Here is a 13,279-nt window from a genome sequence, read left to right on the forward strand (position 1 = left end):
CCTGCACCCATCCTAGCGTGACCAGTCAGAAATGACGAAAACCTCAAAGCCCTCTTGACTGAGCATATACTCATAAGTGACGATTCCGTCATTCGATCAGCTGAGGAGCAGCGATGAGCGGTCACCACGGGACTCACAACGACCTGCACAGCGAGCATGGCGCGCTGCCCGCCGAGCACCCGGGACGCGCAAAGAACCCCGTCATCAAGGTGCTCGACCTGGCCTGGCTCGAGTTCATCAAGCCCGACCTGGCCGCCTCTGAGCGCTTCGCGCACGCGTTCGGGTTCACCACCGTGAGCCGTACGGCGGACGAGCTGCAGCTACGCGGGACCGATTCCGGCGCGCCCTGTGTGGTCGTCCGGCGCGGCCCACGCTCGAGGTATCTCGGTGCGGCCTTCCGGGCCGCGGACTCCGCCGACGTGGTGCGGCTCGCCGACGCCACCGGGACGAAGGTCGAGAAGCTGCCTGAGCATCTGGGCGGGGTCACCGCGGACCTGATCGACCCGGGTGGGGTCATGGTCCGGGTTGTCGCCGACACCCACGAGCTCCCGACACTGCCGCCGCAGCCGACGCAGGTGTTCAACTGGGGGCACGATGTGCGTCGCGCCAACACCACGCAGCGCCCGCCGCATGCCCCCGCGAAGATCCAGCGGTTGGGCCACGTCGTGCTCCAGACAACGAGGTACATCGAGTCCCTGAACTGGTACCTGGAGCACCTCGGTCTCATCGTCAGCGACTTCAAGTACTTCGAGGGGCAGCGCGAGCGTGGCCCCACGATGAGCTTCATCCGCTGTGACCGCGGCATGACTCCCACTGACCACCACACGCTGGCGATGATGCTCGGTCCCAGTAACCGGTACGTGCATTCGGCGTACCAGGTGGGCGACCTCGACGCGATGGCCGCCGGTGGAGAGTACCTCCGCGAGCTCGGCTTCTACCGCTCTTGGGGGATCGGTCGTCACATCGAGGGTAGCCAGATCTTCGACTACTGGCGCGACCCGGACGGGCTCCTGGTCGAGCACTTCGCGGACGGTGACCTGTTCGACTGCACCCTGGAGCCTGGTTGGTCGCCGATGACGGCGTCCGGGCTGGCCCAGTGGGGACCGCAGGCCACCAAGGACTTCCTGGGTCTCACACCAGGGCGAGACGCGTTGCGCGAGCTGATCTGGATGGCTCGCTCGCTGCGCGAAGACAACGAGTTCGACCTGACCCGCCTCCGCGGCCTCCTGAAAGTGACGAGTTCATGAGCATCACGATCCTTCGCACGCCCGACGCCTGGTGGGTCCGCACTCCCGGCGGCGCCGCACGCATCGACACCGACGCAACGACCACCAGTGGGCTGCTCGCGGAGCCCCAGCAGATCGAGGCCGCCCGGGCGAGCAAGGACACGGCCGACCCGGCCACCCTCGACCTGGTGTCCCCGGTGACGGCCCCCTGCCGGGTGGTGGCGCAGATGACGAACTTCGCCAGCCATGTGAAGGACTCAGGGCTCGACCTGGACACCATCCCGCTGACGTTCTTCCGCAAGACGTCGGGGTCGCTCAGCGGCCCGTTCGACGACATCGTCCGCCCCGGTCACGTGCGCTACCTGGATTACGAGGTCGAGATCGGCCTGGTGATCGGCCGGGAGTTGCCGGTGGGCACGCAGGTCACCGCAGACAACTGGACCTCGTTCGTGGCCGGCCTGGTGGTGACCAACGACGTCTCCGCCCGAGACGTGCAGCTGCCGAAGACCCAGTTCTTCGAGTCCAAGTCGTACCCGACCTTCACGCCGGTCGGGCCGTCGCTGGTCCTGCTCGACGACGACGAGCTCAAGAGGTTCGGAGATCTGCGCCTGCGCCTCTGGGTCAACGGCGAGCTGCGCCAGGACTCGGTGGTCGACGACGACATGATCTACTCGCCGCTCGAGGCCCTGCAGGCGCTGAGCCGGTTCCAGCGGCTGGACGCCGGTGACCTGCTCCTCACCGGGACCCCGGAAGGCACCGCCCTCAGCGCACCGCCGAAGCCGGTCGAGATGATCGCCGCGTTCCTGCCCCCCGCGCTGAAATGGAAGATCTTCTTCCAGCGGCAGGCCCAGAACCCCAAGTACCTCAAGCACGGCGACGTCGTCGAGGTCGCCATCGGCACCGACGACGGTGCGATCGACCTCGGTCGGCAGCGCACCGTCGTGAGGACCCCCTGATGCGCGACCTGCTCTGGCCGACGTACGACGGGCCCGGCGACGTCGCTGCGATCGAGACCGTGCCACTCGCCGACCGCGGCCTCCCGGGCACGACGTACGAGCTCCTCGTCCGGGCCGCCGGCCTCTGGCCGGACCGCGTCGCCCTGTCCGTGCTCCCGAACGGCGAACGGTGGGAGCACCCGGCGGAGCGAACGTACGCCGAGCTGCTTATGGACGTGCATCGCTACGCCAACGTGCTCCACATGCTCGGGGTGCGTCGAAGCGACGGGGTCGCCCTCCTTGCCCCGAACTGCGACGAGCTCGTCACCGCGATCCTGGCCGCCCAGCTCGCCGGGATAGCGGCGCCGATCAACACCGGGCTCTCCGGGGAGCACACCGCCCAACTCCTGCGCAGGTCGGGCGCCCGGGTCCTTGTGGCTTCCGGACCCGAGCTCGCGCCGGAGGTGTGGGAGAGTGCCCGGGAGCTCGCCGTCGAGGCCGGGATGGAAGCCCTCCTCGCACTGGGCCCGAAGCGGGACGGCCAGGCCGAGGCGGAGCTGCAGCCGATAGACGTCGTCCGCGTCGGCGACCTGTCCGCCCTCGCGGCGGAGCAGCCGCACGACGCCTTCGTGGGTGAAACCCCCTCGGCCACCGACCTCGCCGCTCTCTTCCACACCGGCGGCACGACCGGCACGCCGAAACTCGCCGCCCACAACCACGCCAACGAGGTCAGCGACGCCTGGATGATCGCTGTCAACAGCCTGTTGCACGACGACGCAGTGGTGTTCGCGGCGCTGCCGCTCTTCCACGTCAACGCACTCGTCGTCACCGTTCTGGCCCCGCTGTTCAGGGGCCTCCAGGTCATCTGGGCAGGCCCCGAGGGCTACCGCGACCAAGCGCTCTACACGCACTTCTGGAAACTCGTCGAGCGCTACGGGGTCACCACGATGAGCGCCGTGCCCACCGTGTACTCCGTCCTGGCCGGCTATCCCGTCGACGCCGACATCAGCAGCCTCCGCTTCGCCGTCGTCGGCGCTTCGCCCCTTCCTCAGTCGGTTCGGGACGGCTTTGAATCCGCTACCGGCATCCGGCTGGTCGAGGGCTACGGCCTCACCGAGGCCACGTGCGTCAGCGCACTGAGCTTTCCCCACCATCCACGTCTCGGGTCCGTCGGCCAGCGCCTGCCGTACCAGCAGGTGAAGGCCGTCCAGGTCACCGCCGACGGTGAGTGGGTCGACCTGCCTGCCGGTCAGGTCGGCGTGCTCGTCATCAGTGGACCGACCGTGTTCCGCGGCTACGTCACAGGCAGGACTCCCGACGTGCGTGTGCTGGACGGCATGGGCAAGCTGCGCGACGGCTGGCTGGACACCGGGGATCTTGCCTGGGTCGACCCGGACGGCTTCATCCACCTCGCCGGCCGAGCCAAAGACCTGATCATCCGCGGCGGTCACAACATCGACCCGGCGGTCATCGAGAGCGTGCTGCTGGCACACCCGGCGGTCACGGCCGCGCAGGCAGTGGGTCGTCCGGACCCGCACGCCGGCGAGGTGCCGGTCGCGTTCGTCACGCTCGCCCCGGGCACCAGCGCGACCCCCGAAGAACTACGTGCCTGGGCCGGCGACCACGTGCCCGAGCAGGCGGCGGCGCCCAAGGCCGTCACCGTGCTGGACGCACTCCCCGTCACCCTCGTGGGCAAGCCGTTCAAACCCGCCCTGCGCGCCGAGGCCACCCGAGAGGCCATCGCCGACGCGCTCCGCGACATCCCCTCGGTCAACGGAGTCCGAGCAACGGTCGCGGACGGCGCGGTCCTCGTCGTCGTCGGCCTGGCCCACGGCGCCGAGGAGACCTCAGTCAGGAAAACACTCGACCGCTTCGCCATCACCTGGAGATTGGAACTGTCATGAACCCCACATCGATTCTTGCGGGCATCCTCGTCGTAGCCTTCGCGGCCCTCGGCTCGGCCAAGCTCGCCGCCGTACCCGCCATGCGTGCAAAGGCCGAACACGTCGGCTTCAGCGTCGCGGCCTACCGACGGATCGGCCTTCTCGAGGTCGTCGCCGTCGTCGGCCTTCTCGTCGGCGCGTTCGTCCCGGTGATCGGTGCCCTGGCCGCCGCGGGACTCCTGATGCTCCTTGGTGGGGCAGTCGTGGCACACCTGCGCAACGGCGACCGCCTGCGCGAGATCGCACCGGCCGTCGTCCTCAGCCTGGTGACCCTCAGCTTCCTGCTTCTCGTGGTCGCAGACCTGCGATGAACCGTTCTCAGCAGACCAGCGCCGACCCGATTCCCGTCGTCATCGTGGGGGCCGGCCCCGTCGGCCTCGCCGCCGCCACCCTTCTCGGGCAGTACGGCGTCGACTGCCTCGTCCTGGACCGCTGGGACGGCGTCTACCCCCAGCCGCGGGCCGTCCACCTCGACGACGAGACCTATCGGATCCTCGCGCGACTCGGCATAGCCAAGCAGTTCGCAGCCGTGTCCCGGCCCACTCGCGGACTGCGGCTGATCGACCGGAACCACCGGGTGTTCGCGGTGTTCGACCGGGCCGACGACTACCGCCGGCACGGGCACCCCAAGGCCAACATGTTCGACCAGCCCGCGCTCGAGCACCTGATGCGCACCAACCTCAAGGACCAGACCACAGTCAGCCTGCGCGGGGACGTCGAAGTCACCGACGTTGCCCAGGACGGCCGGAGTCGGGTCCGGGTGGACTTTACCGACCGGCTCACCGGCGAGCACGAGTCCGTGCTGGCCACCTACGTCCTGGGCTGTGACGGAGCCAACAGCGTGGTGCGCACGGCGATCGGCTCGACGATGGAGGACCTCAAGTTCGAGCAGCGCTGGCTTGTGGTCGACGTGGCCGGCACGGTCGAGCTCGACCAGTGGGAAGGCGTACACCAGGTCTGCGACCACGAGCGCGCGGCGACGTACATGCGCATCAGCGACGCCCGCTACCGCTGGGAGTTCCGGCTGCTGGCCGGCGAGACCGCCGCCGACTTCGACTCCATTGGAGCCCTCGAGCCCCTCATCGGACCGTGGGTCGAGGGCATCGCCGGCGACCAGCTCGAGCTGGTGCGCGTCGCGGAGTACACCTTCCGGGCCCAGTTGGCGGACCGCTGGCGACACGGCAATGTGTTCCTCCTCGGCGACGCCGCCCACCTGACGCCACCCTTCATCGGACAGGGGTTGTGCGCTGGACTCCGCGACTCGATGAACCTCAGCTGGAAGATCGCGGGCGTCCTCTCCCGAGACCTGCCCGAGTCGATGCTCGACACCTACGAGGTGGAGCGCAAACCACACGCCCGGGCCCTCATCCAGCTCGCAAAGCTCATCGGCGTCTCCATGACTCAGGGGGGTAGGGCGGGCGGCCTGCTCCGCCGGGCTATCGCCCCGCGGCTGCACTGGGTCCCTGGCCTCCGCGCTCGCCTTCTCGACGGCGAGACACCCCCGCTGCGCCGGTCCGATCTGGTGGATCGACGTAGGCTCCGCAAGTCTCTCAACGGGCGGCTGTGCCCGAACGCGCCCCTGACGAATGGCATCCGATACGACGACGTGACCCGTGGCGGGTTCGTGTTCGTGAGCCGCGTACAGCTCTCACCCGAGCAGCGGGCGGTGCTGGCATGCCGCGGGACGGAGGTGCTCGAGGTGGCACCCGACTCAGCCCTAGACAAGTGGCTCGCACACGGCAAGGCTGCGGCCGCACTAGTACGACCGGACTTCACGGTGCTGCGGGCCGGCCGCGACGTCGCTTCGCTATGCGAAGCAACACCGAGGTTCCTGGTTGCCTGACGAACGCATCCGCCGCGAAACGGCAGCTGGCGGCTACGCGCTATTCGCGGCCGACCCAGGTGGCGACGCACGCCTCATTGCCCTCGGCGTCGGCCAGGACCCACCACATCGGCGCGTGCGCGTCGGAGACCAGGTGGCCGCCCGCGGCCAGGGCGGCGGAGATGCGGGCCTCGGCCTGATCATGGGGGACGGCGACATCGAGGTGCATGCGGTTGCGCTGTGGGCGGGCCGCATTCATTTGCTGCAACCCGAAGCCCGGGCCGCGGCGCAACGGGTCGAACAGGTAGTCGTCGCCGATCTGGCGGTAGCCGAGCAGCGCCCGCCAGAACGGCAGCACGTCCGCGCCGACTAGTGCGTCAAGAGTGACGTTGACGAGCTGCACGGCGGTCGGGTCGGCGGGAATGTCCAGTTCCTTGGCGGCGGCAGATATCCGCCGGGCCAGCGCGATGTCGCGCCGCCCGAGGGACACCGTGACGCCGGCGGACCGTAGGTCGACACTGAGGTACTCCTGCTCGGCTCCCCCGGCGAGCCGGCCGATCTCATCGACGAACGCGATGCCCTTGGCCAGCGAGCCGGTCCGAAAATGGCCCGAGGCCACGTGGTAGAGGGAGCGCCAGTCCTCGACATCGTCGGCCGCGTGGAACTGCCCGGCCGTGATCTGCTCGGTCATGCCGGCGAACCTAACATCGGCGGCGCGATGGATGCCCGCGCGGGCAAGCGTCGGGACAGCACCCCACAGGGCCGGCATCCGGGTCGGTCAGACACTGACAAGGCGAGGATCCGCACGCTGACCCGGACCTGCCAGCCTGAGATGAACTCTTCGGACTCGGGGTTGCGCCATCGCGCCCGACCGCGCAACGGTAGAAATATAACCTGACCGCCGCCCGCCTGAAGCTCGGCTACCTGGTCTGACCCGTCAGCCATCTCGAGACCCAGCTGTTGCAGCGACGGCGTATCTGCACGCCTTGTCCCGGCCGAAGGCGAGCGCAGCTCGGGTGGCGGGCCATGAGCGTGCGCCGGCCTCGATTGAGCGGATCATCGGGCGGTGGCCAGTGCAATGAAGCAGACCGCGACTGGACTGGCGAGCACCAGAAAGGGCGTCGTGCACGCATTGTGACTGTGCCATTTCGCGCAGCCGCGCCTTGGGCGACTCTGACACCTCGGCCCAACGGTCGCCCCACCGTGCTCGCGTCCAGGGTGATCACCAGTAGGCGCCACAGATGCGATGAACGCGATACGGCACGACCGTCGATGGTATGACTACGAACCAGATGACCTTGGCGAACCCCAAGCGGATAAGGCTCGTCGACCACGCCGACGTTGCTCGCCTCACCGCCGTTCAAAATCCACTGACGAACCTCGTCGGTCGGCTGGCCACCGTGCCGGGCCTCGTCCGGCCCGGCATCGCGCACTGGGACATGAAGACGCGTCTCCCCCTTCACCCGCTCTCCAACGAGAACGCGTACGGCGACCCGCAGTTGCTGCGCGACCTCGCCGTACCAGGTGAAGCCTTCGCCCATCGGCTCGGCGTGGACGTCATCGTCGGCGCCGAGACCGGTGGCATCCCGCTGGCCACCGCCGTCGCGCTGGCCGGCGACCTTCCGTTCGCGTTCGTCCGCAAGCCCGGTTACGTGGGGCACGAGGACCACGAACCACGCGTCCGCGGAGCGGCAGTCGCTGGCCAGCGAGTGCTGCTCGTCGACGACGCGGTCTCATCGGGCAGGGCGCTCGAAGCCTTCGCAGACGAGCTCCAGAGCGAAGGCGCGAGCCTCGTCGGCGTCTTCGCGCTCGTCGACATGCGCGACGTTGCTACTTCGGTGGCTCCGATCGCCGTGACGCTTCCGATCGAGTCCATCGCGACCTACCTCGAGGTACTCACGGCAGCCACCGATCACGGCATACTCGACCCGGCAACCCACCAGCTCGCCGTCGATGCCCTCGTCAACCACTGGCCCAACGACGACCCCCGCTGGACGCTCCTGAACCAAGCTGCCTGACGGCAAGCCACTCGGCTACGCCACCACAGCCCACCGGAGCCCAAGGGCAAACCGTCGGCACCGCGTGGGCCGCCACCCCGCGGCTGCGCGGGCAGCGGCCGACGACGGGATCGGTCAGCTTCCTAGCCGAGCCACGGAGGTGATTTGACTGCAACCTCGTCCGATCCGCCCAGGCCTCCCTTGCGGGGACATTGCGGCGCAGAATGGGATCCGAGATAGTGACGAACGCGCTGAAGGCGATGATCATCATGCGCAAACTGCTCGTGACCGCCGCGGCGGTCTGTGCCGCCGTCGGAGCGAAGATCGGCATCGACAAGCTGCGGCGATCCAGCCGAGCCGAGAGCACCATCGCGGACCTGCGCCGCCGAGGCCGTCATCTGGCCGGCCAGGCGAAGGGCGTGGCCTACCACGCGCTGCGGCGCCACCCGGACGCCAACGTCGACGACGCGACGCTGGCCGACCGCGTGCGCTCCAGCATCGGGCCGTTGGAGAAGCGGCTCCACGTGCCACGGGTGCACGTCACGGTCGAGAACGGCACCGTGATCCTGCACGGCGAAGTCCCCAACAACGAGGCGGAAGCCGAGATCGTCAAGGCCGTCGACGGCATCGCCGGAGTCCGCGATGTGCGGTCGCACCTCACCCGCACCCCCACCTGACACCGCCGCCGCCCAGGCCGCCGGCGTCGTGAACAAGCGAGGCCTGAGCACTGTCGAGCAGCGCAGTGCTCGGATGGCAGGGGTACCGGGCTACGCACGACCAGTCGGCGGGTCGAATGTCAAGGAAGGCCAGCCAGAGCAAGCTAATACCGACCATCGCATTACAGGTTGCTCCACCCACTCTGGGTTGTCGCCAGCGCACCAGCCGGGCCGAACGGCTGTCAGGACTGTCGTTTCTTGGCATGCTCCGACTCGTCTCATTGACAGAGCATGTCGCGTCACGAACCGAGCCACGCCGCGACGAGCTGTGTCGCATCAGGCCAGAGCTTTCCTGAACCGACAAGCATTCACCGGGACCGGCAGGAACCAAACGGAGGATTGAGTGAGAAGGAGATCAGGAGCCAGCCTCAGGAACCGCCCACATGATGTCGGCACCAACTGGTGGTCACGGTTGCTAGCGGAAGTCTCGTGAGTTGGTTTTGGCCGCGAGTGAGAGGCGTTCGAGGCGGTCGGCGACGAGGTTGACGACGCCTTTGGCGCGTTCGACGCGGCCGCGGATGATGAGGGCGTTGGAGTCGCGCGCGATGCGGGCGTACTTGTTCCAGCAGCCGACGGAGATGACGACGTTGATCATGCCGGTTTCGTCTTCGAGGTTCATGAAGGTGACCCCGGACGCGGTGGCGGGGCGTTGCCGGTGGGTGACTACGCCGGCAGCCCTGACGCGGGTCCCGTCTTCGGCTTCGCGCAGTTGCTCGGCGGACAGGATTCCGGCCGCGGCCAACATTGGGCGGACTTCTTCGATCGGGTGTTTGCCGGTCGTGATGGAGGTGGCCCACAGGTCGGCCATGACGACCTCGACGTCGGTCATCCCGGGCAGCATCGGCGGCGGCCCGGCCGCGGTGACCCCGGCGAGCTGGCCGGGGCGTTCCTCGGCCGCGCGGCCGGCCTCCCAGATCGCCTGCCGGCGGGTAAGACCGAAGCAGTCGAAGACTCCGGCAGTGGCCAGTGCCTCGACCTGGGGCGCGGTCAGCCCGGTGCGGCGGACGAGATCTGCCATGCTCGCGTACGGACCGTTGGTGGTGCGTTCGGCAACGATCTGTTCGGCGATCTTGTCGCCGATCTTCTTGACCTCGGCGAGGCCGAGCCGGACGGCGTACTGGCCGTCGCGGCGGTGGGTGGTGCTGTCGAACTTGGCGTGCTCGTCGAACTCCCCCACCGGCAGCTGCGGATCATCCAAACAATGAGGGTTCCCGGTCGGAGCCGCTGTGAGGTCGTCGCCGTCGAGTTCCTCGAGTTCGGCGTAGACGCCGGACAGGTGCAGGTCGGGGCGGCGGACCGTGACGCCGTGGCGGCGGGCGTCGGCGACCAGGGACTGGGGCGAGTAGAACCCCATCGGCTGCGCCCGCAGCAGCGCGGCGAGGAACGCGGCCGGGTAGTGCAGCCGGAACCAGGTGGAGGAGTAGACGAGGAGGGCAAAGCTGATCGAGTGGGACTCGGCGAACCCGAAGTTCGCGAACGCCTCGATCCGCGCGTAGATGTCGTCGGCCGCGGCGCCGGTGAGTCCGTGGGCGGCCATTCCGTCGTAGAGCTGTTGTTTGAGGGAGGAGATCTTCTCGATGCCGCGTTTGGAGCCCATCGCCCGGCGCAACAGGTCGGCCTCGTCGCCGTTGATGCCGCCGATCGCCATCGCCATCTGCATCAACTGCTCCTGAAACAACGGCACCCCCTTGGTCCGCTCCAGCACCGGCTCCAACGCGGGGTGGGGGTAGGTGACGGGCTCCTCGCCGTTCTTGCGGCGGATGAACGGATGCACCGCGTCGCCTTGGATCGGACCGGGCCGGATCAACGCGATCTCGATCACCAGGTCGTAGAACCGCCGCGGACGCAACCGCGGCAACGTGGCCATCTGGGCGCGCGACTCGACCTGGAACACACCGACGGAGTCGGCGTTGCACAGCTGGTCGTAGACGCCGGGTTCTTCCTTGGGGATGGTGTGCAATTCCCAGGACTCGCCGAGCTTCTCGCGGACGGTGTCGATCGTGTACTGGAGTGCGGCGAGCATGCCGAGGCCGAGGAGGTCGAACTTCACCAGCCCCATGTAGGCGCAGTCGTCCTTGTCCCACTGCAGCACGGTCCGGTTCTCCATCCGGGCATGCTCGATCGGCACCACCTCCCCCACCGGCCGCTCCGTCAACACCATCCCACCCGAATGGATCCCCAAGTGCCGCGGGAACTTCAACAGGTCCTCGGCCATCGCCACCACCGGCCCGGGAATATCGTGATCATCAGAGCTGACCTGGCCGCCCCAGGAATCGACCTGCTTGGACCAGGCATCCTGCTGGCCGACCGAGTACCCGAGCGCCTTGGCCATGTCCCGCACCGCCGAGCGGGGCCGGTAGCTGATCACGTTCGCGACCTGCGCCGCGTTGCGCCGGCCGTACTTCTGATAGACCCACTGGATGACTTCCTCGCGGCGGTCGGAGTCGAAGTCCACGTCGATGTCCGGCTCCTCCTCCCGGGTCGAGGCCAGGAACCGCTCGAACGGCAACTCATACAAGATCGCGTCCACAGCGGTCACCCCAAGTGTGTAGACGACCGCCGAGTTCGCCGCCGACCCGCGGCCCTGGCACAGGATGCCTTTGGAGCGGGCGAACGCGACGATGTCGTGCACGATCAGGAAGTACCCCGGGAAGTCGCGGGCCTCGATCACCGCGAGCTCCTTTTCCAGCCTCTCGTAGGCGTCCGGGCGTTCGTCGCGGGTGCCATACCGTTCGGCGGCGCCCTCCATCACCAGGTGCCGCAACCAGCTCATGGGTGTGTGGCCGGGCGGGACCTCCTGTTTGGGCAGCTTCGGCTTGGCCTTGCGCAGGTTGAACGCGAGCTGGTCGGCCAGCTCCACCGACCGCGCCACCGCGCCGGGGAAGCTGCGGAACAGTTGGGCCATCTCCGCACCCGAATGCAGGAACGCGTTCGGGCCTGCCGGGAGCCACCCGTCCATCTCGTCCAGCGACCTGCGCGCCCGCACCGCCGCCAGCGCGGCGGCGAGCTTGTGCCTCTTGGGTGCCGCGTAGTGAACGTTGCCGGTAGCCACCGTCGGCAATCCGGCGGAACGGGCGAGGTCGGCCAGGGCGTGGTTGATCGTGGAGTCGACCGGGTTGCGGTGGTCGATCAGCTCGACCACGACCCGGCCCTTGCCGAACAACGCCGTCAACCGGTCCAGCTCCTTGCCCGCAGCATCGGCGTCGTACCCGGTTGCGTGGGGGCTGGCCAACGCCTGGCGGACGAGACCTTTGCGGCAGCCGGTCAGGATCACCCAATGATCGCGGCCGCGGGCGGCCAGGTCCTCGAGGTCGTAAACCGGTCGGCCCTTCTCCCCGCCCGCCAGGTGCGCCTCGGTGATCGCCCCGGACAACCGGTGATACCCCTCCTGACCCTCCGCCAGCACGAGGAGGTGGCTGCCTTCGGGGTCGGCGACACCGTTCTGCGGATGTGTCAACCCCATCGACAACTCCGCACCGAACACGGTGGTCATCTCGTAGGCGGCGGCGGTCTCGGCCAGCCTGGCGACCCCGTAGAACCCGTCATGATCAGTCAGCCCGATCGCGTGCAGCCCGAGCCGGACGGCCTCCTCCACCAGCTCCTCCGGTGACGACGCCCCGTCGAGGAAGCTGAAGTTGGAGTGCGCGTGCAACTCGGCGTACGGCGTCACCGGCCCGTCCGGCGGCTGAGCCTTCTCGTACTCCGGCGGCGCGTACGGCGCCCGGTGCTGCGACCACGCCGGACTGTCACCACCGTCGGCCTCGACCGGCCGGCCACCATGACCGTCCGGGCGGGACCGGTCAGACAGCGTCCGTTCCAGCTCCGACCACGGAATCGGCGGGTTGTTGTAGCCCACCGTGACCACCTCGCTCCCCGTACCAGGCGGCACTGTCCAGCCACCCAGACCCCAGTAGAACATACTTTCGATTGATGGCATCCTGTGGTCATGTTCGGACGATTCAAGGTGCGCCCAGACACCGAAACCGGCCAGTACGGCGTGTGGGACGGCGCCAGCAACGGCTGGCGAGGCCGCGGCCTCCCCGAAGCCGCCGCACACCAACTCGCAGCCGATCTGGAACTGCAATACGACGCCCACGGCCCACGCGACGCAGCCACCGTACGACGGCTCGAGGCACCGCAAGAGGTCGACCGGGCCACCTGGGAGCCCGGCGGACTGCTCGACGCGTGGGTCTTCAGCCGCCGCGACGGCGAATGGATCGGCCGCGTCCGCAACGCCGACGGCACCATCAACTGGCTACGCAGTACCGAACTCCGCATCCATCAAGCGCCAACCGGCTGACCGCTGAACGAGGATGCGTGTTTCTGTCGGTGCCGCCGGTGATCATCGAAATGCAGCGCGGGTGATTGGTGGCGAGGCTGATGGCAAGGAATCAGCAGATAGTCAGACTGTCCGGAGGACCCGGTAACGGCCAGGTGTTCTACGCCGACGACTGGCAAGAACGCCGCCGCGCCGCCGAGCGCATGGGCCGATCACCAGACGACGTGCGCGGGTGGGCACTTGGATACCGCCCGGAGCGACCCGGCTCGGAGATCTGGGTCTGGATCGGCGACCGGTGACCACGCCGGCCCTCGCCGGAGACAGCCAACGCTAGCCAAGCGCGTACCTTCACCCGGCAACG

General features: G+C 68.4%; 11 protein-coding genes. 9 read left to right on the plus strand and 2 right to left on the minus strand.

Translation table 11 applies throughout. The features are described 5' to 3' along the window. Positions 1–113: 113 nt before the first annotated feature. The 5 genes from EV648_RS07230 to EV648_RS07250 are packed head-to-tail and all read left to right on the plus strand — an operon-like array spanning position 114 to position 5,947. Positions 114–1,247, plus strand: coding sequence for a VOC family protein (locus tag EV648_RS07230; RefSeq protein WP_132286494.1), 1,134 nt, complete (start codon positions 114–116; stop codon positions 1,245–1,247). Beyond that, positions 1,244–2,182, plus strand: coding sequence for a fumarylacetoacetate hydrolase family protein (locus tag EV648_RS07235; protein WP_132286497.1), 939 nt, complete (start codon positions 1,244–1,246; stop codon positions 2,180–2,182). Before EV648_RS07230 ends, EV648_RS07235 begins: the two co-directional genes overlap by 4 nt. Then, the gene (locus EV648_RS07240) at positions 2,182–4,065 is read left to right on the plus strand and encodes an acyl-CoA synthetase (RefSeq protein ID WP_132286499.1); all 1,884 of its coding nucleotides are present in this window, start codon (positions 2,182–2,184) and stop codon (positions 4,063–4,065) included. Before EV648_RS07235 ends, EV648_RS07240 begins: the two co-directional genes overlap by 1 nt. Next, positions 4,062–4,415 carry a DoxX family protein gene (locus EV648_RS07245; RefSeq protein WP_132286502.1) on the plus strand — a complete coding sequence of 118 codons (354 nt, stop codon included), beginning with the start codon at positions 4,062–4,064 and terminating at the stop codon, positions 4,413–4,415. The genes EV648_RS07240 and EV648_RS07245 overlap by 4 nt, the downstream gene beginning before the upstream one ends. Beyond that, positions 4,412–5,947, plus strand: coding sequence for a bifunctional 3-(3-hydroxy-phenyl)propionate/3-hydroxycinnamic acid hydroxylase (locus tag EV648_RS07250; protein ID WP_132286505.1), 1,536 nt, complete (start codon positions 4,412–4,414; stop codon positions 5,945–5,947). The genes EV648_RS07245 and EV648_RS07250 overlap by 4 nt, the downstream gene beginning before the upstream one ends. 40 nt (positions 5,948–5,987) lie before the next feature. On the opposite strand, the gene EV648_RS07255 is transcribed toward EV648_RS07250, so the two are convergent. After that, positions 5,988–6,617 (minus strand): VOC family protein, encoded by a 630-nt coding sequence (locus EV648_RS07255; RefSeq protein WP_132286508.1) that lies wholly within the window; start codon positions 6,615–6,617, stop codon positions 5,988–5,990. 586 nt (positions 6,618–7,203) lie between these two features. Here EV648_RS07255 and EV648_RS07260 point away from each other — a divergent pair. Both EV648_RS07260 and EV648_RS07265 read left to right on the plus strand, forming a co-directional pair. Next, positions 7,204–7,944, plus strand: coding sequence for an orotate phosphoribosyltransferase (locus EV648_RS07260; RefSeq protein WP_199234462.1), 741 nt, complete (start codon positions 7,204–7,206; stop codon positions 7,942–7,944). Positions 7,945–8,147: 203 nt separating this feature from the next. Then, a complete protein-coding gene (locus EV648_RS07265; protein ID WP_132286511.1) occupies positions 8,148–8,600 on the plus strand; it encodes a BON domain-containing protein in 453 nt (150 codons plus the stop codon). A 454-nt stretch (positions 8,601–9,054) separates the two neighbouring features. Here the strand turns inward: EV648_RS07265 and EV648_RS07270 are convergent, their stop codons facing one another. Then, positions 9,055–12,495: an error-prone DNA polymerase gene (locus EV648_RS07270; protein ID WP_132286785.1), complete on the minus strand. Its 3,441-nt coding sequence runs from the start codon at positions 12,493–12,495 to the stop codon at positions 9,055–9,057. A gap of 90 nt (positions 12,496–12,585) precedes the next feature. Here EV648_RS07270 and EV648_RS07275 point away from each other — a divergent pair, with 90 nt between their 5' ends. Together EV648_RS07275 and EV648_RS07280 are read left to right on the plus strand one after the other, a co-directional pair. Continuing rightward, entirely contained in the window at positions 12,586–12,939 is a 354-nt protein-coding gene (locus tag EV648_RS07275; RefSeq protein WP_132286514.1) for a hypothetical protein, read from the plus strand. 80 nt (positions 12,940–13,019) lie between these two features. After that, positions 13,020–13,217 (plus strand): hypothetical protein, encoded by a 198-nt coding sequence (locus tag EV648_RS07280; protein WP_132286517.1) that lies wholly within the window; start codon positions 13,020–13,022, stop codon positions 13,215–13,217. Positions 13,218–13,279 lie beyond the last annotated feature (62 nt).

This window comes from Kribbella sp. VKM Ac-2568, assembly GCF_004345365.1.
GTDB classification, from domain to species: Bacteria; Actinomycetota; Actinomycetes; order Propionibacteriales; family Kribbellaceae; genus Kribbella; species Kribbella orskensis.

Bases quoted from the DNA above. Each gene is read 5' to 3' on its own strand.
- EV648_RS07230 (WP_132286494.1), top strand. From the start codon at position 114: ATGAGCGGTCACCACGGGACTCACAACGACCTGCACAGCGAGCATGGC.
- EV648_RS07235 (WP_132286497.1), top strand. From the start codon at position 1,244: ATGAGCATCACGATCCTTCGCACGCCCGACGCCTGGTGGGTCCGCACT.
- EV648_RS07240 (WP_132286499.1), top strand. From the start codon at position 2,182: ATGCGCGACCTGCTCTGGCCGACGTACGACGGGCCCGGCGACGTCGCT.
- EV648_RS07245 (WP_132286502.1), top strand. From the start codon at position 4,062: ATGAACCCCACATCGATTCTTGCGGGCATCCTCGTCGTAGCCTTCGCG.
- EV648_RS07250 (WP_132286505.1), top strand. From the start codon at position 4,412: ATGAACCGTTCTCAGCAGACCAGCGCCGACCCGATTCCCGTCGTCATC.
- EV648_RS07255 (WP_132286508.1), bottom strand. From the start codon at position 6,617: ATGACCGAGCAGATCACGGCCGGGCAGTTCCACGCGGCCGACGATGTC.
- EV648_RS07260 (WP_199234462.1), top strand. From the start codon at position 7,204: ATGACTACGAACCAGATGACCTTGGCGAACCCCAAGCGGATAAGGCTC.
- EV648_RS07265 (WP_132286511.1), top strand. From the start codon at position 8,148: ATGGGATCCGAGATAGTGACGAACGCGCTGAAGGCGATGATCATCATG.
- EV648_RS07275 (WP_132286514.1), top strand. From the start codon at position 12,586: ATGTTCGGACGATTCAAGGTGCGCCCAGACACCGAAACCGGCCAGTAC.
- EV648_RS07280 (WP_132286517.1), top strand. From the start codon at position 13,020: ATGGCAAGGAATCAGCAGATAGTCAGACTGTCCGGAGGACCCGGTAAC.